The 23787-nt window shown below is 66.6% G+C and carries 28 protein-coding genes, 1 other RNA gene and 1 pseudogene; 18 read left to right on the top strand and 12 right to left on the bottom strand.

Annotation, left to right across the window (positions count from 1 at the left end):
- Window positions 1-217 (top strand): annotated as a pseudogene (locus tag ACFDS3_RS13085) (IS5/IS1182 family transposase); the annotation flags it as partial.
- A gap of 427 nt (window positions 218-644) precedes the next feature.
- Here the strand turns inward: ACFDS3_RS13085 and ACFDS3_RS13080 are convergent.
- From ACFDS3_RS13080 to ACFDS3_RS13065, 4 genes are all read right to left on the bottom strand, one after another.
- The gene (locus tag ACFDS3_RS13080) at window positions 645-872 is read right to left on the bottom strand and encodes a hypothetical protein (protein WP_375262796.1); all 228 of its coding nucleotides are present in this window, start codon (window positions 870-872) and stop codon (window positions 645-647) included.
- Entirely contained in the window at window positions 869-1102 is a 234-nt protein-coding gene (locus tag ACFDS3_RS13075; protein WP_375262795.1) for a hypothetical protein, read from the bottom strand. Before ACFDS3_RS13075 ends, ACFDS3_RS13080 begins: the two co-directional genes overlap by 4 nt.
- Window positions 1103-1194: 92 nt before the next feature.
- A complete protein-coding gene (locus ACFDS3_RS13070) occupies window positions 1195-1371 on the bottom strand; it encodes a hypothetical protein (RefSeq protein ID WP_375262794.1) in 177 nt (58 codons plus the stop codon).
- A gap of 267 nt (window positions 1372-1638) precedes the next feature.
- Window positions 1639-2787 (bottom strand): lytic murein transglycosylase, encoded by a 1149-nt coding sequence (locus tag ACFDS3_RS13065; RefSeq protein WP_375262793.1) that lies wholly within the window; start codon window positions 2785-2787, stop codon window positions 1639-1641.
- A gap of 162 nt (window positions 2788-2949) precedes the next feature.
- Between ACFDS3_RS13065 and parA the strand changes: the two genes are divergently transcribed.
- Window positions 2950-3570 (top strand): ParA family partition ATPase, encoded by a 621-nt coding sequence (gene parA / locus ACFDS3_RS13060; protein WP_375262792.1) that lies wholly within the window; start codon window positions 2950-2952, stop codon window positions 3568-3570.
- Here the strand turns inward: parA and ACFDS3_RS13055 are convergent.
- Complete coding sequence (locus ACFDS3_RS13055) at window positions 3556-3741, bottom strand: hypothetical protein (protein WP_375262791.1); 186 nt, start codon at window positions 3739-3741, stop codon at window positions 3556-3558. The genes parA and ACFDS3_RS13055 overlap by 15 nt on opposite strands.
- A gap of 515 nt (window positions 3742-4256) precedes the next feature.
- Here ACFDS3_RS13055 and ACFDS3_RS13050 point away from each other — a divergent pair.
- A complete protein-coding gene (locus ACFDS3_RS13050; RefSeq protein ID WP_375262790.1) occupies window positions 4257-4463 on the top strand; it encodes a cold-shock protein in 207 nt (68 codons plus the stop codon).
- 122 nt (window positions 4464-4585) lie between these two features.
- Entirely contained in the window at window positions 4586-5107 is a 522-nt protein-coding gene (locus ACFDS3_RS13045; protein ID WP_375262789.1) for a BrnA antitoxin family protein, read from the top strand.
- 48 nt (window positions 5108-5155) lie between these two features.
- On the opposite strand, the gene ACFDS3_RS13040 is transcribed toward ACFDS3_RS13045, so the two are convergent.
- From ACFDS3_RS13040 to ACFDS3_RS13015, 6 genes are all read right to left on the bottom strand, one after another.
- Window positions 5156-5962: a DUF3800 domain-containing protein gene (locus tag ACFDS3_RS13040; protein ID WP_375262797.1), complete on the bottom strand. Its 807-nt coding sequence runs from the start codon at window positions 5960-5962 to the stop codon at window positions 5156-5158.
- A 9-nt stretch (window positions 5963-5971) separates the two neighbouring features.
- Entirely contained in the window at window positions 5972-7627 is a 1656-nt protein-coding gene (ettA, locus tag ACFDS3_RS13035; RefSeq protein ID WP_375262788.1) for an energy-dependent translational throttle protein EttA, read from the bottom strand.
- A 78-nt stretch (window positions 7628-7705) separates the two neighbouring features.
- The gene (locus tag ACFDS3_RS13030) at window positions 7706-8743 is read right to left on the bottom strand and encodes a succinylglutamate desuccinylase/aspartoacylase family protein (RefSeq protein WP_375262787.1); all 1038 of its coding nucleotides are present in this window, start codon (window positions 8741-8743) and stop codon (window positions 7706-7708) included.
- 3 nt (window positions 8744-8746) lie between these two features.
- On the bottom strand, window positions 8747-9295 hold the full coding sequence (locus tag ACFDS3_RS13025) for a hypothetical protein (RefSeq protein WP_375262786.1): 549 nt from the start codon (window positions 9293-9295) through the stop codon (window positions 8747-8749).
- Window positions 9292-11085 carry a gamma-glutamyltransferase gene (gene ggt, locus ACFDS3_RS13020; RefSeq protein ID WP_375262785.1) on the bottom strand — a complete coding sequence of 598 codons (1794 nt, stop codon included), beginning with the start codon at window positions 11083-11085 and terminating at the stop codon, window positions 9292-9294. The genes ACFDS3_RS13025 and ggt overlap by 4 nt, the downstream gene beginning before the upstream one ends.
- Window positions 11086-11155: 70 nt before the next feature.
- Window positions 11156-11971 carry an MBL fold metallo-hydrolase gene (locus ACFDS3_RS13015; RefSeq protein ID WP_375262784.1) on the bottom strand — a complete coding sequence of 272 codons (816 nt, stop codon included), beginning with the start codon at window positions 11969-11971 and terminating at the stop codon, window positions 11156-11158.
- A 128-nt stretch (window positions 11972-12099) separates the two neighbouring features.
- Between ACFDS3_RS13015 and ACFDS3_RS13010 the strand changes: the two genes are divergently transcribed.
- The 13 genes from ACFDS3_RS13010 to rpmG all read left to right on the top strand — a co-directional run bounded on the left by ACFDS3_RS13010 (window position 12100) and on the right by rpmG (window position 21404).
- Window positions 12100-12555 carry an MOSC domain-containing protein gene (locus ACFDS3_RS13010; protein WP_375262783.1) on the top strand — a complete coding sequence of 152 codons (456 nt, stop codon included), beginning with the start codon at window positions 12100-12102 and terminating at the stop codon, window positions 12553-12555.
- Window positions 12556-12600: 45 nt separating this feature from the next.
- Window positions 12601-13251, top strand: coding sequence for a hypothetical protein (locus ACFDS3_RS13005; RefSeq protein ID WP_375262782.1), 651 nt, complete (start codon window positions 12601-12603; stop codon window positions 13249-13251).
- Between the two features lie 33 nt (window positions 13252-13284).
- Window positions 13285-13572, top strand: coding sequence for an Asp-tRNA(Asn)/Glu-tRNA(Gln) amidotransferase subunit GatC (gatC, locus tag ACFDS3_RS13000; RefSeq protein ID WP_375262781.1), 288 nt, complete (start codon window positions 13285-13287; stop codon window positions 13570-13572).
- A 64-nt stretch (window positions 13573-13636) separates the two neighbouring features.
- A complete protein-coding gene (gatA, locus tag ACFDS3_RS12995) occupies window positions 13637-15115 on the top strand; it encodes an Asp-tRNA(Asn)/Glu-tRNA(Gln) amidotransferase subunit GatA (RefSeq protein WP_375262780.1) in 1479 nt (492 codons plus the stop codon).
- A gap of 44 nt (window positions 15116-15159) precedes the next feature.
- Window positions 15160-15960, top strand: a complete 801-nt coding sequence (locus tag ACFDS3_RS12990) for a hypothetical protein (protein ID WP_375262779.1) — start codon at window positions 15160-15162, stop codon at window positions 15958-15960.
- Between the two features lie 62 nt (window positions 15961-16022).
- Window positions 16023-16631, top strand: coding sequence for an N-acetylmuramoyl-L-alanine amidase (locus tag ACFDS3_RS12985; protein WP_375262778.1), 609 nt, complete (start codon window positions 16023-16025; stop codon window positions 16629-16631).
- Between the two features lie 10 nt (window positions 16632-16641).
- Window positions 16642-17004: RNase P RNA component class A (gene rnpB / locus ACFDS3_RS12980), an RNA gene on the top strand.
- A gap of 206 nt (window positions 17005-17210) precedes the next feature.
- Window positions 17211-17774 (top strand): dTDP-4-dehydrorhamnose 3,5-epimerase, encoded by a 564-nt coding sequence (gene rfbC / locus ACFDS3_RS12975; protein WP_375262777.1) that lies wholly within the window; start codon window positions 17211-17213, stop codon window positions 17772-17774.
- Window positions 17771-18820: a dTDP-glucose 4,6-dehydratase gene (rfbB, locus tag ACFDS3_RS12970; RefSeq protein WP_375262776.1), complete on the top strand. Its 1050-nt coding sequence runs from the start codon at window positions 17771-17773 to the stop codon at window positions 18818-18820. Before rfbC ends, rfbB begins: the two co-directional genes overlap by 4 nt.
- Complete coding sequence (gene rfbD, locus ACFDS3_RS12965) at window positions 18817-19668, top strand: dTDP-4-dehydrorhamnose reductase (protein ID WP_375262775.1); 852 nt, start codon at window positions 18817-18819, stop codon at window positions 19666-19668. Before rfbB ends, rfbD begins: the two co-directional genes overlap by 4 nt.
- A gap of 1 nt (window position 19669) precedes the next feature.
- Window positions 19670-20554 carry a glucose-1-phosphate thymidylyltransferase RfbA gene (rfbA, locus tag ACFDS3_RS12960; protein WP_375262774.1) on the top strand — a complete coding sequence of 295 codons (885 nt, stop codon included), beginning with the start codon at window positions 19670-19672 and terminating at the stop codon, window positions 20552-20554.
- Between the two features lie 151 nt (window positions 20555-20705).
- Complete coding sequence (locus ACFDS3_RS12955; protein ID WP_375262773.1) at window positions 20706-21143, top strand: PAS domain-containing protein; 438 nt, start codon at window positions 20706-20708, stop codon at window positions 21141-21143.
- Window positions 21144-21236: 93 nt separating this feature from the next.
- Complete coding sequence (rpmG, locus tag ACFDS3_RS12950; protein WP_375262772.1) at window positions 21237-21404, top strand: 50S ribosomal protein L33; 168 nt, start codon at window positions 21237-21239, stop codon at window positions 21402-21404.
- A 65-nt stretch (window positions 21405-21469) separates the two neighbouring features.
- Here the strand turns inward: rpmG and ACFDS3_RS12945 are convergent, their stop codons facing one another.
- Complete coding sequence (locus ACFDS3_RS12945; RefSeq protein WP_375262771.1) at window positions 21470-21874, bottom strand: metallopeptidase family protein; 405 nt, start codon at window positions 21872-21874, stop codon at window positions 21470-21472.
- A 104-nt stretch (window positions 21875-21978) separates the two neighbouring features.
- Between ACFDS3_RS12945 and gltX the strand changes: the two genes are divergently transcribed.
- Window positions 21979-23301, top strand: coding sequence for a glutamate--tRNA ligase (gene gltX, locus ACFDS3_RS12940; RefSeq protein ID WP_375262770.1), 1323 nt, complete (start codon window positions 21979-21981; stop codon window positions 23299-23301).
- Window positions 23302-23787 lie beyond the last annotated feature (486 nt).

Raw genomic sequence — 23787 nt, 5'->3', positions numbered from 1 at the left:
AGCGTGCTGCCGGTGATCCCGATGCGAAAGTCGCGGAAGAAACGTGTCGGTGTGGATCGCTCGCTCTATCGCCTGCGCAACCTCGTCGAGCGCTGCTTCAACAAGCCCAAGAACGCGCGACGGGTTGCGACCCGCTACGAATAAGACGGCGGAGAGCTTCCCGGAATTCATCGACATCACTTCGATCCGCCTCTGGCTCCGCCATTTGTCAAGATGACCTAGGGGTAGGCCCGACGCTTCCAGCTCCGTATCCACGCGATGCCCTCTTTCGCCAGCAGGGCCAGACTGTCTGCCGCAGGCTTTGCACCTGCCCCGATGTCCGAGGGACGCAGCGCTAGGCTGTCGTCGTTGGTCCTCGTCTCGGTCCCCGGTCGCTTCTCAGCCCTTTCTCTGGCCTGATCCCCGCCGGTGGGTTTGATGTCGCGTTTCTGGCAAGGGCGAGTCGAGTTCGCTGTCCTGCCGGACCGGGTGAGTTCCCCGGAGCTTGTCCCGTCGATATCGCTCGATGGTCAAAGGCGAAGCGGCTGGTTCACCGTGGCGGTGGGGATGTGCCCCCTCGTGCGTGGGTTTGCTCCCCACCGCCTTGGTCTCAGCTTCCCGGTGTCCACGCGCAGCCGCTCAGGCTCTGCGGGCCGGGCGCTCCGCTAGATGTCGTCCTCCTCGATAAGGGTGATGTCGTCGTCCTGGTGCGTGAAAACCTCGGCCACGAGGCGGTGCATCATGGACAGCTGCTTGGGCGAGGGGTGCCAGTTCCGGCGACGCGACTGCTTGCGGATAGAAGCTGCGAAGCTCTTGGCCCAATCGCTAGATGCCTGCCGCTCGACTGTCGGCATGTGGAAGACGAGTTCTTCGACGCTGCGGGCCATCATCATGCTGGCACCCCGCATTCCTCGGGTGAAAGCAGCACCCGCACCTCGCCCTCATGGGTCAGGTGAAGAGCAAGGGCCGCCGCAGTCACCTTGGGATAGGTGCTGAAGAATGCGCGGCCGACGACTGCATCGTGGCGCAGGATCGCGACGGAATACCCGTTGTCGACCTCTTGGGCGTCCACGATCCACTCCGGATCGTCGTCATGGAGGGGGAAGGGGACAAGCTCGCTCATCCTGCGGCCCGCCCCTGAACATGGCCAAGGAAGGCCGCTTGATCGTGAGGCCGCATCGCCTCGAAGGCTGCCAGCACGTAGGCCTTGGGTTCCTACCTCGTGGCGAGGAAAGCCCAGAAGCGGGCGTCATCCATCGAGGTCAGGAATAGCGGGAGGGGCGAATCGGCCGCGCCGATCACTGCCTCGGCTGCTAGCTCGGCGTCGTCGGGGTCGAGGCGGGACAGCGTGGCGAAGGCAAGCCGGCCGCACCGGTCGAGACCCTGCGCCACGCCCTTGGCCCACTCCGCCGTTGCCAATTCAGTGCGATTGCGGCTATGAAGGTGGAGAAGCTCGTCTGCTTTGTTATTGGCCCCGGTTGCGCCCGCCAGCGCGCCGGGATTTTCCGTTTATGGGTCACCACGGAGCGGCGAGACATTCGCCGGTTCCGCCATTCTCCCAATGATTTCAACGCGCAGTTCTGGCGCGTTCGCCAAGCTAAGCCGTTGATGGCTTAGCCTTCCGCAGTTCCTCGTGGGATCGCCAGCCCACCTCGGCGGCTATCCGCCCAAAGCACGCAGAAGCGCGACCGAAGGTTCACCCGTGACCGGAAGGCCGCGCGCCTGCTGGAACGCTCGGATCGCGGCGGCGGTCTGTGACCCCAGCACGCCGTCCGGATCGCCTGCGTCGTAACCCGCGGCGTTCAGGCGCTGCTGCAACTCGAGCCGCTGAGATTTCACCAGGCCGTAACGGTCGGGCGGGAATGGGCCTTCGATCGCGGGGGCGCCCGTCAGCCGGTCGCTGAGATGACCAACCCCCAGCGCATAGTTCGTCGAGTTGTTGTAGCGCTTGATGACGTTGAAGTTGTGGAACACGCGGAAGCTCGGGCCGCCGGGCTGCGGCTGGATCACGGTGCCGCCCGCGCCGGGGTTGGCGGGCGTAATGACGTGGCCCCAAGGCTCGCCCTGTCGCCAGCCGTTCCGGGCAAGGTAGTTCGCGGTCGAGGCCAGCGCATCGGTCGGATCGTCCGACCAGATGTCGCGGCGCCCGTCGCCATCGAAGTCGACGGCGAGGCTGGCGTAGGAGGTCGGGATGAACTGGGTGTGCCCCATCGCGCCGGCCCAGGAGCCGGTCATGCGCTCGGGCGTGACGTCTCCGTTTTGCAAGATCCTCAGCGCCTCGACCAACTGGCTTTCGAAGAACGCCCCGCGCCGCCCGTCATAGGCGAGGGTCGACAGTGCCGAGACCACGGGAATGGCGCCCCGCCGCGTGCCGAAGTTGCTTTCGACGCCCCAGATGGCCGCCACGATCTCGGCCGGGACGCCGTAGCGCGCCTCGATTGCCGCAAGGGCGGGACGTTGGCGGGTGAAGGCGTCGCGCCCGAGCGCGACCTTCTTCGGCCCCGCAGCGATTTGTAAGTAGTCTTCGAGCGTGCGGGTGAACTCGGTCTGACTGCGGTCGCGCTCGATCACGCCGGGCATGTAACCGGCGTTGGCGAAGGCGCGGTCGAAGGTCCCGGGCGATATGCCCCGGCTCGTGGCGCGGCTGCGGAAGTTCTGCACCCAGGCGTCCCAGCCGGGATTCGGCACGGCGGGCATGACCTCTTCGGCTGGCGCCGGGGCGAGCGGCGCGCGCATGCCCGACGCGCAGGCCGACAGGCCGCCGCTGGCCAGCAGTCCGAATGTCGCCAGTCTTCGCGTGATCTGCATCGCTCTGCCTCTGTGTCTCAGGGTTTCGGGCGAGACTGACCATCTCGGGGCTTGTGAGCAAGGGCCGACGCTAGCCTCGGCGGAGTGCTGCGCGCGAGCGTTGCGCGGTGCCATACGCTTGCCTACGCTGCTTTGCAGTAAGGGGGGGGCGGAAGGGCGAGCATGGGACAGGTCATCACTGTTGCGCAGCAAAAGGGCGGGTCCGGCAAGACCACCATCGCGGTGAACCTTGCGGTGGCGCTTGCCCGCGCCGGACGCCAGGTCGCGGTGCTCGACACCGACCCGCAGGGGTCCCTGGGCCGCTGGTTCATGACCCGTGACGAGGCCGGGGACGCCGGGATGGAATTCGGAACGGCCAGCGCCTGGGGCGCGGGCTATGAGTGCAAGAAGATGCGCAAGTCCTGCGACTACGTGATCGTGGACACGCCGCCCAAGGTGGACAGCGACCTGCGCCCCGTCCTGCGCGAGAGCGCTCTGGTGATCGTTCCCGTGGCGACGAGCCAGGTCGATCTCTGGGCGCTCGATTCGATCCTCGAGTTGGCCGAGCGCGTGGGCGTGCCGGCGTTGGTGGTGCTCAACCGCTTCAAGGCTGGAACACGGGTTTCGGACGATGTTCTGAAGGCCCTGGAAGAGCGGGGCGTTTCGCGGGCGGCGACGGTCATCGGCAACCGGGTCGCTTACGCCGAGAGTCTGGGGTTGGGCAAAGGCGTGCTGGAAATGGGCCGTGGAGCCTGGACCGCCGAAATCGAAGCGCTGCGCGACGAGGTCTCAGGCCTCGTCTAGCTCTGCCTCAGCCTCATGGGTGCCCCGCAGGGCCAGCACAAAGAGGCCAAGGCTGACGATCGTCACATAGACGCAGAGCACCGTCAGAGCGGTGAAATTCCCCACATAGAATGCTGCAGCCGCGACAGGCATTGCCAGGCACAGACTGGTGAACAGGGCGATGATCAACATGAGTCGTCCTCCGGTCTGAGGCGATTGAGCCACATATGCAGGCGAATGAAAAGCGAGAACTTGACCTAGGGTTGTGTTCGCATTCGCGGGAACGTGGCGATCGCCCTCGCGTTGAGGTGATGAAAGCCAATGAATTGGAGCATTCCATGCTCGGACGACTACTTCGCCGCGTTTTCGGTGGCGCCGGCCGCCGCCGTACCACCCGCCGTCATCACGGCAGCGCCGAGAGCCAGATCGCGCGCGGCGCCGCGCGCGCAGCCAGGAAGCGCATGTAAGACGATGGCACGTTGTGCTGGACGGGTAAGGAGCGCGGGCATCTCGTTCGCGCCCGTTTGCTGTATGGCTCGCGAAAAAGTGGGTAGACTGAATGCGCGGGATGTGCGAAACGGCCCTTGCAGACACCTCAATCGATACCCTGTCTTCCTTTCCGGACAGTGCAGCACTTTCGATCATGGCACGTTTCGCCACTCTGTTGCACTTTCGCGAACAGGCTACCTACGACAGGAGATCTCACGATGGCTACCGGCACCGTGAAATGGTTCAACCCCACCAAAGGCTTCGGCTTCATTCAACCCGATGCGGGCGGCAAGGATGTTTTTGTCCATATTTCGGCCGTTGAGCGTTCGGGCCTGACCGGCCTCGCCGACAACCAGAAAGTTCAGTTCGAGCTGGAATCCGGCCGTGACGGCCGTCAGTCCGCGACGAACCTGGAACTGCTCTGAACTCTGTAGGATTCGGCTGAGAGTCCTGTAGGACTTTCGTCAGAGATCCATATGAGATTTGTAGGAGGGGTGCGAACGGTCCGTTCGCGCCCCTTTTACGTTTTGGCGCCAGTCTTGGCGCCATGGCAAAGCACAGCAAAACCACCCAAGACGCCCGCACCCAATTGGCCCGCACCCTGCGCGAGCTGGACGGGGAGCCGGGGGACGAGGATCTCATCCGCGCCCATTGTCCCGATGCCTGGCGGACGCTGGAAGAGGACGTGGCGATCCGCGAGAAGAAGGTTCATGTGACCCTTCGCCTGGATGAGAGCGTGGCGGCCTATTACCGCGCGATGGGGCAGGGATATCAGGCGCGCATCAATCGCGTTCTGAAGGCCTACGCTCAGATGCGGATCGCCAAAGTCTCGGCGATTGAACGGGAGGCCGAGGAGGTTGTCATCGTGGAGCCGCCGAAGCCGGCGGAGAGATGCGAGGCGGAGCGAGCGCAGGCGCACAGCGAAGCTGCCGCACAGATCCGAGCCCGCTGGGACGAGTTGAAGCGGATGAGCCCGGAGGAGCGTGAAGCCGGGCGCGTCGAGCGCGCGCGGATTTGGGCGGAGATGGAGGCGCGGTACGGGAGGGGGGATGCTGGAGAGGTCGAGTAGAACGCCGCCTCTGTCAGCACTCCGCCAAGAATGGGAGGCAATCGCTGTCTATGTCTCCGATAGGCTGAAGCGCTTCACTATCTCCCGCTCTCGCTCAGCGAGCTTATCCAACCGCCGAGTGGAACTCAGTCGTACGCCTTGGTGGGGACCGGTCTGCGACCTATAGCAGTTTACCAGGATCTCTTCAGCATACCTAGTTTCACCTAGGCCCGCTGTGCTAGGCCCGATATCGAAGCATTTATAGACGGAATGTGCGACGTAATCCGCAAAGAACAAAGCGGGCGCAGCCTCTTTGTCCAATGGTGCTATCCGGTCCACCGGAAGGTCGCGTAGCAAGTGCGCAGTTCCGTAGTTCGGCGAATCACGGCACAAGGTCAGAAATCTCATTGTCTCGAGGTAGTCGATATTTTTAGCTTCTTCGACCACGATGTGGATCTCTGATTCGTCGAAAGAGTGCTCTTCTAGAAATTGACCTACTTGCTCTAGGAGGAATTGCAGACACTTATCGTTTAGCCGCTGGTATCCTTTGACTCCGTTTTTCTTTAACTGGAGATTTTCGCCATAATATCCAAGTTCTGCCTTGTCGGAAACAAAGGCGAAGGTCGCGACGTGTGGAAGGCTTGCAAGTTCTCGGCCGACGCGAGCTTTCGCGGCATGCTTGCGGATTTTGTGACTATGCGGCTTGAATCCGTCGATAGCGTGCAATTCTGCGATACCTGAGTTGATGACGCCCAAGTCTTCGGCTTTTGGCAGAACCGCTCCAGTCGTGAAGATCGGGTTGCTGCCCTGCCTGCCTGAGCCAGGGTCAGCAATATCGTCTATCCCTAAGTCTCCGCTCTCATCGACAAAAAGCAGAAACGCGGCTCACCTCGTGAACTTCTTGTGCTTCACACGAGTCGGGCGTGTCGCTTCGTCGCCCAGTCGGCGGACCTTGTCTTCCTCGTAGGCCTCGAAGTTGCCCTCGAACCATTCGACATGGGCGTTGCCCTCGAAGGCGAGGATGTGCGTGCAGAGACGGTCGAGGAAGAAGCGGTCGTGGGAGATGATGACCGCGCAGCCCGCGTAGTCTTCGAGCGCGTCCTCGAGCGCCCGCAGCGTTTCCACGTCGAGGTCGTTCGTCGGTTCGTCGAGGAGGAGGACGTTTCCGCCGGATTTCAGCAGTTTCGCCATGTGGACGCGGTTGCGCTCACCGCCCGAGCAGAGGCCGACCTTCTGCTGCTGGGTGCTGCCCTTGAAGTTGAACGCGCCGCAATAGGCGCGGGAGTTCATCTGCGCATCGCCCAGGTCGATGATCTCGCCACCGCCCGAGATTTCCTCCCACACGGTCTTTTCGGGATCGAGAGCGTCGCGGGACTGGTCGACGTAGGAAAGCTGAACCGTATTGCCCCAGTCGATCTTGCCCGCATCGGGCTGGTCCTGACCCGTGAGGCAGCGGAAGAGCGACGTCTTGCCGGCGCCGTTCGGGCCGATCACGCCGACGATGCCGCCCGGGGGAAGCTGAAAGGAGAGCGAGTCGATCAGCAGGTTGTTGCCCTTCACGAGGCGCAGGTCCTCGACCTCGAGCACCTTGCTGCCCAGCCGCTCGCCGTTGGGAATGACGATCTGGGCGTTGGCGATGCGCTCGCGCACGGACTGGCCGGCCATCTTCTCGTAGGCGGCGATACGGGCCTTGGACTTGGCCTGCCGGGCCTTGGCGCCCTGCCTGATCCAGTCGAGTTCGCGCGACAGGGTCTTCTGCTTGGCCTTGTCCTCGCGCGCTTCCTGTTCGAGCCGCTTGGCCTTCTGGTCGAGCCAGGCGGAATAGTTGCCCTCGTAGGGAATGCCCCGGCCGCGGTCGAGTTCGAGAATCCAGCCGGTGATCGAGTCGAGGAAGTAGCGGTCGTGGGTGACGATCAGGATCGTGCCCTTGTAGTCGATCAGGTGTTGCTGGAGCCACGAGATCGTCTCGGCGTCGAGGTGGTTGGTCGGTTCGTCGAGAAGCAGCATGTCGGGCGCTTCGAGCAGAAGCTGGCAGAGCGCCACGCGGCGCTTCTCGCCGCCCGAGAGGCTGTCGATCTGCGCATCGTCGGAGGGGCAGCGCAGGGCCTCCATCGCGATGTCGATCTGGGTGTCGAGGTCCCACAGATTCTCGCTGTCGATCTCGTCCTGGAGGCGCGCCATCTCGTCGGCAGTCTCGTCCGAGTAGTTCATCGCCAGCTCGTTGAACCGGTCGAGCTTGGCCTGCTGCTTGGCCACGCCGATCATCACGTTGCCGCGGACGTCGAGCGACGGGTCAAGCTCGGGCTCCTGCGGCAGGTAGCCGACGCGGGTGCCTTCGGCGTGCCAGGCCTCGCCCGAGAAGTCCTTGTCGATGCCAGCCATGATCTTCAGCAGCGTCGATTTGCCGGCGCCGTTGACGCCCACGACGCCGATCTTCACGCCGGGCAGGAAGTTCAGCTTGATGTTCTCGAACAGCTTCTTGCCGCCGGGAATGGTCTTGGACACGCCGTCCATGTGATAGACGAACTGATAAGCAGCCATGGGTCGCTCCGGAATAGGGTTGGGCCCGTATAGCTGCGCGGGACCTGCGCACGCAAACCGCTTTTCCGGGCGGGCAGACTAGAGGATCTCGTCCTCGTCGAACATCGGGTCGGCCTCGAGCTCGGCGGCAAGCTGGGTCAGGCGGTCCTCGGTGTCGTCGGTCGGAACTTCGGCGATATGGTAGACGGCGTCGCCCTCGTTCGCCACGGGCATGGTCGCGCGGCCGATGATGACGCCGGCGGAGGGGGCGTTGAGCTCGATCTCGACCCGGCCGAGGGGGTCCGAGACGATCGCAAGGGTCTGGCCCTGCGTGACCGTCTCGCCCACGTCGCGGAAGAGACGCAGCAGGCCGCCTGCGGGGGCGCGGACCCACGCCGACCCGGCCGCGACGACCGGCGCGGCGGCGCGTCGGGGCAGGCCCTTGCGGGGGATCATGCCGAGGCTGTGCATCACCCGCAGGCAGCCCGAGGCGCCGACGCGCGCCGACATTTCGTCAAAACGCAGCCCTTCGCCGGCTTCGTAAAGCAGCACGTCCACCCCGGCCTCGCGGGCGGCGGCGCGCAGGGACCCGTCGCGCAGCTTGGCGCGGATCATCACTGGGGCGCCGAAGTCGCGCGCAAGATCCAGCGTTCTCCGGGACGAGGCCGACACGCGGATCTGCGGCAGGTTGGTGCGGTGGATCGCGGCCGAATGCAGGTCAATCCCGAGGTCCGAGCGGGACACGATCTCGGTCATGAAGAGATGCGCGAGGCGCGAGGCCAGCGACCCGCGTTCGCTGCCTGGAAAGCAGCGGTTCAGGTCGCGGCGGTCGGGCAGGTAGCGGGCGTGGTTCAGGAAGCCGAACGTGTTGACGATGGGCACGACCAGAAGCGTGCCGCGCAACGTGCCGAGCTGCGGCGCGTTCAGCAGGCGGCGGGCGATCTCGACGCCAATGATCTCGTCCCCGTGAACGGCGGCCGAGACGAACAGGGTTGGCCCCTCGCGCTTGCCGTGGATGACGTGCACGGTCAGCGTGGCGGGCGTGTGGTCGGACATGACCGACACCGGCAGTTCGACCGTGGCCGCGGTTCCGGGGGCGACCGAGTGGCCGCCGATCTCGAACGGGGCGCGGGGCATGGGCTACTCTTGCGTGCGGGCGACCTGCCCGAGTGTGGCGAACCGGTCGAGATACGCGTTCTCGATGCACGCGACGTCGGCGCCGCAGGAATCACGGTCGGCGAGCCATTCGGCGTTGCCGGGGGCGCCGAGGCTGTCGGACAGGTGCTGAAGCGCCGCATCGTAGTCCGCCAGGCGCGGGGTCGTGCAGATCGTGGCCTCGGTGGTCGACAGGCCGCTCGCCCCGCACCAGGGACGCAGGCGTGGCCCGTCGCCGACCCCGACGAGTGTGCGCAACTCGAAGATCCGGTCGTCGTAGCTGTCGACGAGGCAGGCCACGTTGTCACCGCAGGCGTTGCGCGACCCGAGCCAGTTGTCCCGGTTGAGCGTGATGCCGGCGCGGCCGTCCATCTGCTCCCACAGGCGGTTCACGGCCCGGTCGCGCCATTGCAGCGCAGGGGTTGTGCAGATCGTCCGCTCGGCCGTGTTGAGGCCGCTGGCGCCGCACCAGTCAGGGGGCTGGGCGGCGGCAGGGCTTGCGAGGGCCACGAGGAGGGCGAGGGGCCGGATCATTGGCCGACCGCAACCCCTTCGCGCCGCGGGTCGGCGCCACCGCGCAGGCCGCCCCCGGTGATCTCGACCGCGTGGAGGCCGGAATTCAGATCGCGGATTTCGGTCTCGTAGCCCAGCTCTTGCAGGGCGTCCTGCGCCTCGGCCATGTCGGTGCCCTCTTCAAGGTCGTAGGTGCCGAAGCGGTTGACGGCATGGGGCGCACCGAGCGCTTCCTGCACGTCCATACCGAAATCGACATGGTTCACGATCGCCTGCGCCACGTAGCCGATGATGCGCGACCCGCCGGGCGACCCGATGGCGAGCGTGGGTTGTCCGTCCTGCATGACGATGGTGGGCGCCATCGACGAGCGCGGGCGCTTGCCGGGCTCGACCCGGTTGGCGATCGGGTCGCCGTCCGCGTGGGTGGCGAAGGAGAAGTCCGTCAGCTCGTTATTCAGAAGGAATCCGCCGGGCGCCATGAGGCGCGAGCCGAAGCCGTTCTCGATCGTGGTGGTCATCGAGAGGACGTTGCCCTCGGCATCCACGATCGAGATATGAGAGGTCGAGGGGAACTCGATCGACTGGTCGGTGCCCCACTCCATCGCGTGGGACCATTCGGGCGCGCCGGGCGACACCTCTTGCAGTGCCTCGCCGGTGTTCAGCAGGAGCGCGCGGCTTTCGAGGTAGTCGGGCGCGACGAGGCCTTCGGTGGGCATCGGGACATAGTCGCTGTCGGCCATGTATTCGCCCCGGTCGGCGAAGGCGAGGCGCGAGGCGTCGCCCAGCAGGCGCAGGAATTCGGGGTCCTGCGGACCCATCCCGGACAGGTCGAACTGGTTCAGCATCCCCAGGATCTGGCCCACGGTCAGCGCGCCCGAGGACGGCGGCCCCATGCCGCAGACGTCGTGGTCGCGATAGGCGGCGCAGACGGCGGGACGCTCTTTCACGTCGTAGATCGCGAGATCGACGAGGGAGAGGACGCCGGGATTGCCCTCGGCATTCGTCACGGTGTCGACGATGCCTTGCGCGATGTCGCCGGTGTAGAAGGCGCGGGCCCCACCTTCGGCGATGGTCTCCAAGGTGTCGGCATAGGCGGCGTTGGTCAGGGTGTCGCCGGCGGCGATGGGTTCGCCGTTCGGGTAGAAGTAGTCGGTCGTGCTCTGGAAGCGGGTCAGGCGGTCCTGATCGCCGGCCACCAGTTCGGCCAGCCGGGGCGAAACGGTGAAGCCGTCGCGGGCGTAGGCGATGGCATCGTCGAAGAGGGCCGACCAGTCGAGGGCGCCCCACTTGTCATGGGCCTCCTGCATCAGCGCCGGCGTGCCGGGCGTCCCGACCGAGCGGCCGCCGACCACGGCGTCGTAGAAGTCGAGCGGCTCGCCGTTCTCGTCCTGGAAGAGCTGCGGCGTGGCGGCCAGCGGCGCGGTCTCGCGCCCGTCGAGGGTGGTCAGCTCGCCGCTTTCGGCGTCGTACCAGACGAGGAACGCGCCGCCGCCAAGGCCCGAGGATTGCGGCTCGACCAGGCCCAAAACGGTCTGCACGGCGATCATCGCATCTGCGGCCGAGCCGCCCTGTTCCAGCACCTTCGCGCCGGCCTCGACCGCCAGCGGGTTGGCGGCGGCGACCATCCAGTCCTGTGCCTCGGTCGGGTTGCCGTTCGCCTTCGCCTCGAGCGCCTGTTGCACGCGGTCGGGCAGGGCGGCGAAGAGGTCCGTTTCCACGAGCGTGGCGGCCTCGGGCGCGACGGCATCGGCCGCCTGCTGCGCGGTGGCTGGGACGGTGGTGATAAGAAGGGCGGTCAGGATCCGTCGCATCGGGCGCACTCCGTCGGTTGGAACTGACGCAAGAGGTGGGGCGACAGGGCGCAACGGCAAGTTGCGCGCATCATCTGTCGTGCGTGTAGTAGAGCGGCGCGAGGCGAAAGCCTTCATCCGCGCGTTCGACCACCCCGGCGCCGGGGAAGGGGACGTGGCTGCCGAGGATCGGCGTGCCGTCGGCGGCCACCCGGTCGAGCAGGCGCTTGCGGGTTTGGCGAGCCTCGTCCACGTCCACATCGAACGTCGTGCCGACCTCCGGGTTCGCGAGCTGCACGGGCGCGATGTGCACGATGTCGGTCCAGAGGATCATGGTCGCCGCACCGTCCTGAATCCCGAGTCCCGAATGCCCCGGCGTGTGACCGGGTAAGGGCAGGGCGCGCAGGCCGGGGGCGATGTCGGTTTCGGTCGTGAAGGTCTCGTGCGGATAGGAGGCGAGAACCGATCGGGCGAATTCGTTTTCGGCAAAGTGGGTCTTGTCGGCCTCGTGCACGTGCAAGGTGGCCTTGGCAAAGCGCGGGGCGTCGCGCTCCATCAGGCCGCCGGTATGGTCGCGGTGCATGTGCGTGACGAAGACCGTGTCGATGTCGTCGGGGGTGAAGCCGGCGGCCTGAAGGTTCTCGGGCACGCGACCGGTCTCTGGGCCCATGCCGCCCGCGACGCCAGCATCCACGAGGATCGTGCGGCCGCCCGTCTCGATCACAAAGGCATTCAGGCCCGACCGCCATGTCGCCGGATGCGCGTGGCGCAGGCGGAGGAGGCGGGCGTATTCATCCTCGTCGATGCCCACGAGGTGCTCGAAGCCGAGCGGCAGCGGACCGTCCGAAAGGACCGTGATGCGGATGTCGCCCACATGCAGGCGTTGCGCGTCGGGAAGGCGGATCATGGTCGGTCCTCGTCATTGGGGCGTTGCCGGGTAGGGATAGATTGCCGCAGGCCGCCGGAAAAGGCCCTCACGGATTTGACGGGGAGCGGGGTCGCGGCATCTTGGCAGCGATGGAGACGATGCGGGACATGATGGCGCGCCATGCGCAGGCCGGACGGGTGACGTGGATCGGGCTGCGCCCGGCCCGGCGCGCGGGGATGGAAGCCGTCGAGGCGGCCGAGATCAGCGAGGCTGGCGTTGCGGGCGATCACGGACGGGCGGGCAAGCGCGCTGTGACGCTGATCCAGGCCGAGCATCTGCCGGTGATCGCCGCAATGCTGGGGTGCAAGGCGGTCGCGGCCGAGGACCTGCGCCGCAACATCGTCGTCGCCGGGATCAACCTCGGCGCGCTGCGCGGCACCGAGATCCGGGTGGGCGGCGCGCGGCTGCTGATCGAGACCGTCTGCGCCCCTTGCTCGCGTATGGAAGAGACGTTCGGGCACGGCGGCTACAATGCGGTGCGGGGCCATGGCGGCTGGTGCGCGCGGGTCGTCTTGAGCGGGCCTGTGGCGCTGGGGGACGACGTGGTGCCGACGGCCGGTTGAGGGGCGGCCGGCGAAGACTGGGGCAACTGTTTCACGGGGAACATCATGGATTGGACGGCGCAGGTGGACGACTATTGCGAGCGCTTGGGACCGGGCCTGATGGCCGAGCCGGCCAATGCGCTGACCAACCTCGCGTTCATCGCGGTGGCGCTGTGGTTGTGGCCGAAGTCGGGCGGGGTCGAGCGTCTGCTGTGCCTGCTGCTGCTGGCGATCGGCATCGGCTCGGGGCTCTTCCACACCTATGCCGCGTCCTGGGCCGGGCTGGCGGACACGGTGCCGATCCTGCTTTACATCCTCGTCTACATCTATGCCGCGAACCTGCGCATCGTGGGGCTGCCGGTATGGGGCGCGCTGGCCGGCGTGGCGGTGGCGCTGCCGGTGATGATCCTTGGCGGGCGCGTCTTCGCGATGATCCCCGGGTTCGAGGCGTCGGCGTTCTATTGGCCGGTGCCGGTGCTGATCGCTGGCTATGCGCTCTGGGCGCGAAAGCGGGCGCCGCTGGTGGCGCGGGGCTGGGCGATCGGGGCGGGAGTCCTCGTCCTGTCGCTGGTCGCGCGGTCGGTGGACGACGCGCTCTGCCCGGTCTGGCCGGTGGGCACGCATTTCGCCTGGCACCTCCTGAACGCGGCGATGCTCGGGTGGATGATCACGGTGCTGCGCCGTCACCGGCTTGAACCGGACGGGGTCGGGCGGTAAAGCGCGGGTCGCGACCCTGATCGGAGGCACCCCATGTCCATCGACATCGTTACCGCGGCCCATGTCGCCAAGCTGGCGCGCATCCGCGTCGAAAAGGACGACCTGCCGGCGCTGGCGGGCGAGTTCAACACCATCCTCGGCTTCATCGAGCAGCTGCAGGAGGTGGATGTCGAGGGCGTCGAGCCCATGACGAGCGTGACGCCCCAGCGGCTGAAGCGGCGCGAGGACGTGGTCACCGACGGGGGCCAGCAGGACAAGATCCTGTCGAATGCGCCCGACGCGCGCGAGGGCTTCTTCGCTGTGCCGAAGGTGGTCGAGTAACGCAGTCGCCGGCCCGCGGGCCGGTCACGCGTATCTGAAGACGAAATGACGGGCGGGGAGTCCGATGACAAAGCTCAACGAGATGACCATCGGCGCAGCGCGTGACCTGCTCGCCAAGGGCGAGATCACCAGCGTCGCGCTGACCGAAGCCTGTCTGTCGGCGATCGACGGCGCGGGCGCGCTGGGCGCCTTCGTTCACAAGACGCCCGAGATTGCGATGCAGCAGGCCGAGGCGGCCGATGCGCGCCCGGCAGACGAACGGTCGTCGCTGAACGGCATTCCGCTGGGCGTGAAGGACCTGTTCTGCACCAAGGGCGTGCCGAGCCAGGCGGCGAGCCGGATCCTCGAAGGGTTCAAGCCCGAGTACGAATCGACCGTGACCGCCAAGCTGTGGAGCGCAGGCGCGGTGATGCTGGGCAAGCTGAACATGGACGAGTTCGCCATGGGCTCGTCGAACGAGACGTCGGTCTATGGCGACGCGGTGAACCCGTGGCGCGGCGAAGACGGCAACCTGACGCCCGGCGGCTCGTCGGGCGGGTCGGCCTCGGCCGTGGCGGCGGATCTGTGCCTTGGCGCGACGGGCACCGACACGGGCGGCTCAATCCGGCAGCCAGCGGCCTATACGGGCACGGTCGGGCTGAAGCCCACCTACGGGCGCTGCTCGCGCTGGGGGATCGTGGCATTCGCCTCGTCGCTGGACCAGGCCGGCCCGATGACCAAGGACGTGCGCGATTCGGCGATCCTGCTGCGCGCGATGGCCGGTCACGATCCGCTGGATTCGACCAGCGTCGAAAGCGCCGTTCCCGATTTCGAGGCTGCGCTGACCGGCGACATCCAGGGCAAGACCATCGGCCTGCCTAAGGAATACCGGGTCGACGGGATGCCGGCCGAGATCGACACGTTGTGGGCGCAGGGTCGCGAGATGCTGCAGGACGCGGGCGCCAAGGTGGTGGACGTGAGCCTGCCGCACACGAAATACGCGCTGCCGACCTACTATGTCATCGCGCCGGCCGAAGCCTCGTCGAACCTGGCGCGCTATGACGGCGTGCGCTTCGGCCACCGGGCGAGCCTGAACCAGGGCGACGGCATCACCGACATGTATGAAAAGACCCGCGCCGAAGGGTTCGGCGACGAGGTCAAGCGCCGGATCATGGTCGGCACCTACGTGCTGTCGGCGGGCTTCTACGACGCCTACTACAACCGCGCGCGCAAGGTCCGAACGCTGATCAAGCGCGACTTCGACGAGGTGTTCGCCAGCGGCGTGGACGCGATCCTGACGCCGACCACGCCCTCGGCCGCGTTCCCGCTGGGCTCGATGGAGAACGCGGACCCCGTGCAGATGTACCTCAACGACGTGTTCACGGTGACGGTGAACCTTGCCGGCCTGCCGGGCATCAGCGTGCCCGCCGGGCAGGATGCCAAGGGCCTGCCGCTGGGGCTGCAGCTGATCGGGCGGCCCTTCGAGGAGGGCGATCTGCTGAACCTTGCCTATGCGCTCGAGGATCGGGCCGGCTTTGTGGCCAAACCGGACCGCTGGTGGTAGAAGGCGGACGCTCCCGATTTGCGGGGCGTTCGAGCGGGCCAGCCATGACCAAGTTTCTTCGACCGATCGCAATCTGTGCCGCCCTTGCCGGGTGTGCGGGGACGGTGCCGGAAAGCAATCCGGATTTCGTGCCCGGCCAGGTGGAGATCGGCCGGGGCGTGGGCTTCGGCGATTACCAATCCTACGAGGCCGCGCGGCTTGCGCGCGACCGGCAGCTTTCGGGTTCTTCCACGTCGTCCGGTCCCGTGGCCACGCCGCCCGAGCGGTCGGACATGCTGTCCAAGCCCGTGATCTCGGGCGAGGAACTCCGCGCTGCGGGGCTGCCGAGCGGGCAGGGGCAGGGGCTTCCTGACAGCGGGACAGTCCAGGCCGATGCCTTGCCGGCCTCTGGTGCCACCACCGCGCAGGTCGCTCCGGCGCAGCCCGCGCCTGCCACGCCGGCGCGGACAAGCAATCCCGGCATCTCGGACGAGCAGAGCTTCGCGGCCGTCTCCGCGCGCGAGACGATCGAGTCGGATGCCGAGCGGCTGGCGCGCAACCGCGCGCAGTACCAGGTCGTGCAACCCGAGGCGGTGCCCCAGCGCACCGGGTCCGAGGGGCCGAACATCGTTCAGTATGCCCTGGCGACGACGAATCAGAAGGGCCAGCCGGTCTATGGTCGTGGCGGCCTCTTCAAGGAGCGTCGCTTTCAGCAGGCCTGCGCGAAGTACCCGTCGCCCGATCTGGCGCAGCAGGCGTTTCTGGCCGCTGGCGGCCCCGAGCGTGACAAGCTGGGCGTTGACCCGGACGGCGACGGCTTTGCGTGCGGCTGGGACCCGGCGCCGTTCCGGGCGGCCCAAGGCTGATCGTCGAGCGACCGTCGCCAAACCACGGGCCGCGCCGGAACGGTGCGCGGCCTGATCTTGTCGTGCTGCACTTCACCGACATGGACGATCCCGAAGCCGCGATCCGGCGGCTTCGGGACCCGGCTTCGGAAGTCTCGGCGCACTACCTGATCGACCGGCGAGCCGGCGTCGTGCGCCTCGTGGATGAGGCATCGCGCGCCTGGCATGCGGGGACCGGCGCGTGGGGCGCGGTGACCGACGTCAATTCGCGCTCGATCGGAATCGAGCTCTGCAACACCGGGGACATGCCGTTTTCGGCGCCGCAGATGGGCGCGCTCGAGGCGCTTCTGCGGGGGATCATGGCGCGCTGGAATATACCGCCCGCGCGCGTGATCGGTCATTCTGACTGCGCGCCGGGGCGCAAGGTCGATCCCGGCCCGCGCTTCGACTGGGAGAGGTTGGCCCGACTGGGCCTCGCCGCCCCGACGCCCGAGGGGGAGTGCGCCGGGGATCTGCTGCAGCTGTTGCAGAAGGCCGGCTATACCGGCAGCGCCGATGTGGACGCGCTGCTGGCGGCGCTGCGGCTGAGGCACCGGCCTTGGGCGCGGGGGCCAGCCGATTTGCGCGATCGGGGTATCGCGGCGGGACTGGCCGGGCAGGCAGAGATTGACCGAAGCGGCACGACAGCCTAAGCGGATCCACGCGGACGACCGGGTGGCCGCCTTGGACCGAACGGTTCGGGGAGGAAAGTCCGGACTCCAGGAAGCAACGGTGCCGGGTAACGCCCGGGCGGGGAAACCCGACGGAAAGCGCCACAGAAAACAGACCGCCCCCGCATGCCGGGGGCAAGGGTGAAACGGTGGGGTAAGAGCCCACCGGGACGGCGGCAACGTCGTCCGCATGGCAAGCCCCACCGGGAGCAATGCCGAATAGGGGTCCCGCGGCCGCTTCCGCCAGGGACCCGGGTTGGCAGCTTGAGCCCGTCGGCAACGGCGGGCCCAGATGAATGGCCACCGCCGGCTTGAATGGCCGGGACAGAATCCGGCTTACAGGTCGTCCGCGCATCACGATCCCAAGCCCTTCCGGCAAGCCGACGACGGGGGTCTTCCGCGGCTGACGGTGCCCGGCGCCGCCAATCCGCCGCAAGATCGGCCGCGCTGCAGTCGATTGCGCCGCATCTTTCAGGCAAGCTCGATGGCGTTCACCTATTGGGAACGCTTCATGGGATAAGCGGCTTGCGGGGCGACATGGTCAACCAGAGGAAATCGCCGATGCAGATCGAGGAAACATCTCTGCCCGGTGTCCTTGTTCTGACGCCGCGCCGCATCGGTGACCACCGGGGCTTCTTTTCCGAGACGTGGTCGCGACCGCGTTTTGCCGCGGCGGGGATCGACGTGGATTTCGTGCAGGACAACCACTCGGTTTCCGAGGCGGCGGGAACCGTGCGGGGGCTGCATTTCCAGGCGCCGCCGCGCGCGCAGGCCAAGCTGGTCCGCTGCGGCCGCGGGCGGCTCTTTGACGTGGCGGTGGATATCCGGCGCGGCTCGCCCACCTTCGGCCAGTGGTTCGGCACCGAGCTGAGTTTTGCGAACGGCCGGCAGATGTTCCTGCCCGCAGGCTTTGCGCATGGCTTCGCCACGCTCGAGCCGGAGACTGAAGTCATCTACAAGTGCTCTGACACCTACGCGCCCGAGGCAGAGGCCGCGATTCGCTGGGACGACCCCGGGATCGGTATCGACTGGCCGTCAGATGCCGCGCCGACCTTGTCCGACCGAGACAGGGTCGCCCCGCTTCTGGCCGATCTCGACAGCCCCTTCGTGTGGAGCACGCCATGAAGATCCTCGTCACCGGCGGCATGGGGTTCATCGGCTCGGCGGTGGTTCGGTTGGCCATCGCGCGGGGGCACGAGGTGGTAAACCTCGACGCGTTGACCTACGCGGCCTGCGAGGCGAATGTGTCCGGCGTCGCCGACGCGCCCGGCTATGCCTTCGTCCACGCCGACATCCGCGACCGGGCGGCGCTGGACCGTACGTTCGCCGCGCACCGGCCGGACGCGGTGATGCACCTTGCCGCGGAAAGCCACGTGGACCGCTCGATCGACGGTCCCGGCGCATTCATCGAAACCAACGTGACCGGCACCTATAACACGCTCGAAGCAGCGCGTGCGTTTTGGGTGGGGCAGGGCCGGCCCGAGGAGTTTCGGTTCCACCACGTCTCGACCGACGAGGTCTTCGGCTCGCTGCCGCGCGACCCGGATGTGAAGTTCACCGAGGCCACCCCCTACGACCCGCGCTCGCCCTACGCGGCCTCGAAGGCAAGTTCGGATCACCTGGTCCGGGCCTGGCACGAGACCTACGGCCTGCCCGTGGTGCTCTCGAACTGCTCGAACAACTATGGGTCCTACCACTTCCCCGAAAAGCTGATCCCGGTGATGATCCTGAACGCCTTGGCGGGGAAAGACCTTCCGATCTATGGCGACGGGTCGAACATCCGGGACTGGCTGTTTGTCGAGGATCACGCGGATGCGCTGCTGACGGTCCTGACCCGCGGCAAGACGGGCCAGAGCTACAATATCGGCGGTGAGAATGAGCGCACGAACCTGGAGCTGGTCCGGACGCTCTGCGCCATCCTCGACAAGAAGCGGCCCAAGAATGGCGGCTCATACGCTGACCAGATCACCTTCGTCGCCGACCGTCCCGGCCATGACGCTCGCTATGCCATCGACCCCGCGCGCATCCGCGAAGAATTGGGGTGGCGGCCCAGCGTGACGGTCGAGGAAGGGCTGGCGCGGACGGTGCAGTGGTATCTGGACAACGAAACCTGGTGGCGCCCGCTTCTTGATCGGGCGGGCGTGGGCGAGCGGCTGGGGACGACGTCATGATCCTTGTCTTCGGGAAGTCGGGGCAGGTCGCGCGGGAACTGGCTGACTTGGCGCCCGACGCAATGTTCCTTGGGCGGGGCGAGGCCGATCTTTGCGATGCGGCAAGTTGTGCAAGGATGATCGGAACGCTGGCCCCCGACGCGGTGATCAACGCGGCGGGCTTCACGGCGGTGGACCGCGCCGAGGACGAGGGCCGCGTGGCCCGCGCCGTCAATGCCGAGGCGCCGGGCGCGATGGCCCGCGCGGCGGCCGCGTGCGGTATTCCGTTCGTCCATCTGTCGACCGACTATGTCTTCGGCGGCGAGGGAAACTTGCCCTTCGCGCCGGGCGACCGGACGGGACCGCTGAACGTCTATGGGCACACCAAGCTGGCGGGGGAAGACGCAGTGCGCGCCGCGGGCGGCCCCCACGCGATCCTGCGCACGAGCTGGGTTTTCTCGGCCCACGGATCGAATTTCGTGAAGACGATGCTGCGCCTTGCGGAGACGCGTGACGCGCTGACGGTCGTTGAAGATCAGGTCGGCGGTCCGACTCCGGCGGCCGCCGTCGCCGCGGCCTGCCTGACGATTGCCGACGGCCTACGCACGGCTCCCGAGTTGTCGGGGACCTACCACCTCGCCGGGGCGCCGGACACAAGCTGGAAGGGATTTGCCGAGGCGGTCTTCCGCGCCGCCGGTCGCGAGGTGGTCGTCAAGGGAATATCAACTGCAGATTTTCCGACACCGGCGCGGCGCCCGCTGAACTCGCGGCTGGACTGCGCGTCGACGAGGGTCGCTTTCGGCATCGATCGGCCTGACTGGCGCACGTCGCTCGAGGCGGTGACGGCAAAGCTCCTGGAGGCGAAGTAGCATGGCGCAACGCAAGGGGATCATCCTGGCTGGCGGCACGGGCTCGCGGCTCTATCCCATCACGATCGGCGTCTCAAAGCAGCTTCTGCCGGTCTACGACAAGCCGATGATCTATTATCCGTTGTCGGTGCTGATGCTGTCGGGCATCCGCGAAATCTGCGTCATCACCACGCCCGAGGATCGCGACCAGTTCATTCGCACCCTCGGCGACGGCAGCCAGTGGGGTATCCGGCTCAGCTACATCGCCCAGCCTTCGCCGGACGGGCTGGCGCAGGCCTATATCCTGGCCGAGGATTTCCTGGACGGCGCGCCCTCGGCCATGGTGCTGGGCGACAACATCTTCTTTGGCCACGGCTTGCCTGAACTTCTGGCGGCCGCCGATGCACGGAGCCAAGGGGGCACCGTCTTCGGCTACCACGTGGCCGACCCCGAGCGGTACGGTGTGGTTGCCTTCGATGACGGAGGGCGCGCAACCCGGATCATTGAGAAGCCGGAGATCCCGCCGTCGAACTTCGCGGTCACGGGGCTGTATTTCCTGGATGGCACGGCGTCCGAGCGGGCACGGCGGGTCAAGCCATCGGATCGAAGAGAGCTTGAGATAGCCACGCTGCTGGAAAGCTACCTTTCCGAGGGGGCGTTGCAGGTCGAGAAGCTGGGGCGCGGCTATGCGTGGCTCGACACGGGAACGCATGCTTCGCTGCTGGACGCGGGAAATTTCGTGCGGACGCTGACCGAGCGTCAGGGCCTCCAAACCGGCTCGCCGGACGAGATCGCGTATAACCTCGGCTGGATCGACCGCTCTCAGCTGGAAGAGAGGGCCCGGATTTTCGCCAAGACGAACTACGGCGGGTATCTCCTGGACTGCAAGAGGCCCGACCGCGGCTGATCTCGCGCACACCTTTTTCGTAGCGGCGCAACCAAGAGGATTCGCGCATTCACGGGCGGCTATCCTTATCTACTCTAGGTAGAATTCTCTTGAAGTTTCCGCAGGGTAATCGGATATACCCCTTCTGGTTGAAGACAATCCAGAGGGAATCATGTGCCTGCCGCGACAGGAGCGCTTTGAGCGCAGCGAAGAACGGCTGGTCGACGACTTGGCAGGATGCACTCCTCTGGTCACGCTGGGATTCCTGCGCCGTTCGCCTCATGCAGTGAAGCTGGTGGATCGGGACGGTCGGCTTCTCTACCTGAACGAGAATGCGATGGCCTTCCACCAGATCCAAAACGTCGATGAGGCCGTCGGCAAGCTGTGGTGGGAAGTGGCGGGTCCGCACCTGCGACACACGCTTCGCAACCTGGTCACGCGCGGCGGGCTGGGCGAGAACATACGCACCGAGATCGAGCGTCGCGACTATGAGGGGCGCCCCTGCCGCATGAACATCTCGGTGACGCCGGTGCGCTGCCGCGAGATGCGCGTGAGCAAACTGCTCGTTGTTTGCCCTCTAATCTTCCTGCCCGTCGAGATTGTCGGTTGACAGCGCGCCCGCAGCGCGTAGAAGGCGGCTTCAGCTTTTTTATACGGACCTGCCGTCCGGGGCAGTTCGACTGCCCGACCGAGGAGAGAGAGCATGGCGAAACCGACGACCATCAAGATCCGCCTGAACTCGACGGCGGATACCGGTCACTTCTATGTGACCAAGAAGAACGCGCGCACGATGACCGAGAAGATGTCGGTCCGCAAGTTCGACCCCGTTGTGCGCAAGCACGTCGAATACAAGGAAGGCAAGATCAAGTAATCTTGGCCTAGTCCTGCGAATGCATGACGCCGTCCCTCGGGGCGGCGTTTTGCGTTTTGGGGCGCTCAGTCCCACCAGCGGTCGATGGTCGAGATGTCGGCGTCGGACCACCCGAAATGGTGGGCAAGTTCGTGGACGTAGACGTGGCTGACAAGATCGCCGAGCGCGATGTCGCCCCGTTCCGCCCATTCGTCGAGAATCGGACGGCGGAACAGCCAGATCGTGTCGGGCCCGTGCGGCTGATCGAAGGAAGATTTCTCGATCAGGGGAATCCCCTCGTAGAGGCCGGTCAGGCCGAAGGGGTCCTCGATCTCCATCGCGTCGAGCAGGGGGTCGGGGGCGAAATCCTCGACCCTGAGTGCAACATCCATCGCGGGCCGCCGGAAGTCCGGCGGCAGCCCGTCGCGGGCGGCGAGGGCGAGGGACTCGATGTCGGCGAGGTCGGGGGCGGTCAGGCTGGCGATATCCATCGCGGCCCATATGGGGGCTGCCGCGACCCCGGCAAGGGCGGCGCACACTCGACACGCGGTTCCCCGCGTGCGAACAGAGCGCCGTTCAAGGAAGGCCCGATCCCATGACCGTCACCCGCTTCGCCCCGTCGCCCACCGGCTACCTGCATATCGGCAACCTGCGCACCGCGCTGTTCAACTGGCTGATCGCGCGCAAGGCGGGGGGCACCTTCATCCTGCGCCTCGATGATACCGACCCAGTCCGGTCCAAGCAGGAATATGTGGACGGGATCATGGAGGACCTGGAGTGGCTCGGTCTGACCTGGGACCGGGTCGAGCGGCAGTCGCAGCGGCTTGATCGGTATATAGGGGCCGCCGACCGGCTACGCGAGGCTGGGCGGTTCTACGAGGCGTTCGAGACGCCGACCGAGCTGGACCTGAAGCGCAAGAAACAGCTGAACATGGGTCGCCCGCCGGTCTATGACCGTGCGGCCCTGGGGCTGGACGAGGCCGAGAAGGAGCGCCTGCGCGCCGAGCGGGGCGACGGCGTGTGGCGCTTCAAGCTCGACCACGAGCGGATCGCCTGGCAGGACGGTATCCTCGGCGAGGTCTCGATCGACGCGGCGAGCGTGTCGGACCCGGTGCTGATCCGGGGCGACGGACAGGTTTTGTACACGCTGGCGAGCGTCGTGGACGACACCGAGATGGGCGTGACGAACGTCGTGCGGGGCAGCGACCACGTGACCAACACCGCCACTCAGATCCAGATCATGGCGGCGCTGGGTCACGGGCATCCAGAGTTCGCACACCACTCCCTTCTGACCGGCCCGCAGGGCGAGGCGCTGTCGAAGCGACTGGGCGTGCTGTCCCTGCGCGACCTGCGCGCGCAGGGCATCGAGCCGATGGCGATCCTGTCGCTGATGGCGCGGCTGGGGTCGTCCGACCCGGTGGAGATCCGCTCCAGCCACGAGGAGCTGATCGAGGGCTTCGACATCACCAGGTTCGGCGCCGCGCCAACGAAGTTCGACGCGAACGACCTGAAGCCGCTGAGTGCCCGGATCGTGGCGGCCAAGCCCTATGAGGCGGTCGCGGACGACCTGCGCGAGATCGGCGTGCCGGACGAGATCGCCCCCGACTTCTGGTCGGTAGTGCGCGAGAACATCGACCGCCCCGAGGACCTGTCGGCGTGGTGGGTGCTTTTCCGCGACGGGCCGGGCGCATATCAGGTTCCCGACGATGACCGGGACTTCGTCGAAGAGGCGATGACCCTGCTGCCGGACCACCCCTATGACAGCGAGACGTGGGGCCAGTGGACCGGGGCGGTGAAGGACAAGACCGGCCGCAAGGGCAAGGGGTTGTTCATGCCGCTGCGCCAGGCCGTCACGGGCATGAGCCGGGGACCGGAGATGGCGCAGGTCCTGCCTCTGTTCCGCGTTCCGCTGCGCTGATTTCGGAGCGTCTGTCTGGCCTTCGCTGGCCAGACGGCTTCAGGCTGGCCGGCAAAGCGCGAGAGTCCACCAGCTCTGAACGCCTGAATGCAGCGGACGGTTGGCCTTTCGGCTAAGGGGCAACGCCATGAATCCGCGTTGTGCGCCAGCGCCGCGGCCTGTTATCCGCCCTTCTCGCGCCTTTTCCGAAAGTGGATCAAGGCGGCGGACCCAGCAGCATCACTGTTGATCGCCGGAGTGACGGCCGGGAGCGCTGCCCTGCGACGACAGAATCCGGCAGACGTCGGCGCGCCGGCTGGTGGCGAACATTGATCCCCAGTCCTGACAAAAGCTCCTGAGCCATGGCACGTCCGGGCTTGGCGCTCGCGCCTGTCCCGCTACCTTGTGATGCTGAACCACCGTAGCACAACGCCCAAGCACTTCACGAAGGACCGGAGCCCATCATGAAATCACGTCTGATCCTCGCAGCCGGCCTGGTCGGCGGTT

The sequence above is a fragment of the Palleronia sp. genome (genome assembly GCF_042089775.1).
In the GTDB taxonomy this organism is placed as follows: domain Bacteria; phylum Pseudomonadota; class Alphaproteobacteria; order Rhodobacterales; family Rhodobacteraceae; genus Palleronia.
The sequence above is the reverse complement of the archived record's forward strand: the minus strand, read 5'-3'. Positions and strand labels throughout refer to the sequence as shown.

Excerpts from the sequence above, each read along its gene's own strand:
- ACFDS3_RS13080 (WP_375262796.1), bottom strand. The coding sequence starts at position 872 with ATGATGATGGCCCGCAGCGTCGAAGAACTCGTCTTCCACATGCCGACA.
- ACFDS3_RS13075 (WP_375262795.1), bottom strand. The coding sequence starts at position 1,102 with ATGAGCGAGCTTGTCCCCTTCCCCCTCCATGACGACGATCCGGAGTGG.
- ACFDS3_RS13065 (WP_375262793.1), bottom strand. The coding sequence starts at position 2,787 with ATGCAGATCACGCGAAGACTGGCGACATTCGGACTGCTGGCCAGCGGC.
- parA (WP_375262792.1), top strand. The coding sequence starts at position 2,950 with ATGGGACAGGTCATCACTGTTGCGCAGCAAAAGGGCGGGTCCGGCAAG.
- ACFDS3_RS13055 (WP_375262791.1), bottom strand. The coding sequence starts at position 3,741 with ATGTTGATCATCGCCCTGTTCACCAGTCTGTGCCTGGCAATGCCTGTC.
- ACFDS3_RS13050 (WP_375262790.1), top strand. The coding sequence starts at position 4,257 with ATGGCTACCGGCACCGTGAAATGGTTCAACCCCACCAAAGGCTTCGGC.
- ACFDS3_RS13045 (WP_375262789.1), top strand. The coding sequence starts at position 4,586 with ATGGCAAAGCACAGCAAAACCACCCAAGACGCCCGCACCCAATTGGCC.
- ettA (WP_375262788.1), bottom strand. The coding sequence starts at position 7,627 with ATGGCTGCTTATCAGTTCGTCTATCACATGGACGGCGTGTCCAAGACC.
- ACFDS3_RS13030 (WP_375262787.1), bottom strand. The coding sequence starts at position 8,743 with ATGCCCCGCGCCCCGTTCGAGATCGGCGGCCACTCGGTCGCCCCCGGA.
- ACFDS3_RS13025 (WP_375262786.1), bottom strand. The coding sequence starts at position 9,295 with ATGATCCGGCCCCTCGCCCTCCTCGTGGCCCTCGCAAGCCCTGCCGCC.
- ggt (WP_375262785.1), bottom strand. The coding sequence starts at position 11,085 with ATGCGACGGATCCTGACCGCCCTTCTTATCACCACCGTCCCAGCCACC.
- ACFDS3_RS13015 (WP_375262784.1), bottom strand. The coding sequence starts at position 11,971 with ATGATCCGCCTTCCCGACGCGCAACGCCTGCATGTGGGCGACATCCGC.
- ACFDS3_RS13010 (WP_375262783.1), top strand. The coding sequence starts at position 12,100 with ATGATGGCGCGCCATGCGCAGGCCGGACGGGTGACGTGGATCGGGCTG.
- ACFDS3_RS13005 (WP_375262782.1), top strand. The coding sequence starts at position 12,601 with ATGGATTGGACGGCGCAGGTGGACGACTATTGCGAGCGCTTGGGACCG.
- gatC (WP_375262781.1), top strand. The coding sequence starts at position 13,285 with ATGTCCATCGACATCGTTACCGCGGCCCATGTCGCCAAGCTGGCGCGC.
- gatA (WP_375262780.1), top strand. The coding sequence starts at position 13,637 with ATGACAAAGCTCAACGAGATGACCATCGGCGCAGCGCGTGACCTGCTC.
- ACFDS3_RS12990 (WP_375262779.1), top strand. The coding sequence starts at position 15,160 with ATGACCAAGTTTCTTCGACCGATCGCAATCTGTGCCGCCCTTGCCGGG.
- rfbC (WP_375262777.1), top strand. The coding sequence starts at position 17,211 with ATGCAGATCGAGGAAACATCTCTGCCCGGTGTCCTTGTTCTGACGCCG.
- rfbB (WP_375262776.1), top strand. The coding sequence starts at position 17,771 with ATGAAGATCCTCGTCACCGGCGGCATGGGGTTCATCGGCTCGGCGGTG.
- rfbD (WP_375262775.1), top strand. The coding sequence starts at position 18,817 with ATGATCCTTGTCTTCGGGAAGTCGGGGCAGGTCGCGCGGGAACTGGCT.
- rfbA (WP_375262774.1), top strand. The coding sequence starts at position 19,670 with ATGGCGCAACGCAAGGGGATCATCCTGGCTGGCGGCACGGGCTCGCGG.
- ACFDS3_RS12955 (WP_375262773.1), top strand. The coding sequence starts at position 20,706 with ATGTGCCTGCCGCGACAGGAGCGCTTTGAGCGCAGCGAAGAACGGCTG.
- rpmG (WP_375262772.1), top strand. The coding sequence starts at position 21,237 with ATGGCGAAACCGACGACCATCAAGATCCGCCTGAACTCGACGGCGGAT.
- ACFDS3_RS12945 (WP_375262771.1), bottom strand. The coding sequence starts at position 21,874 with ATGGATATCGCCAGCCTGACCGCCCCCGACCTCGCCGACATCGAGTCC.
- gltX (WP_375262770.1), top strand. The coding sequence starts at position 21,979 with ATGACCGTCACCCGCTTCGCCCCGTCGCCCACCGGCTACCTGCATATC.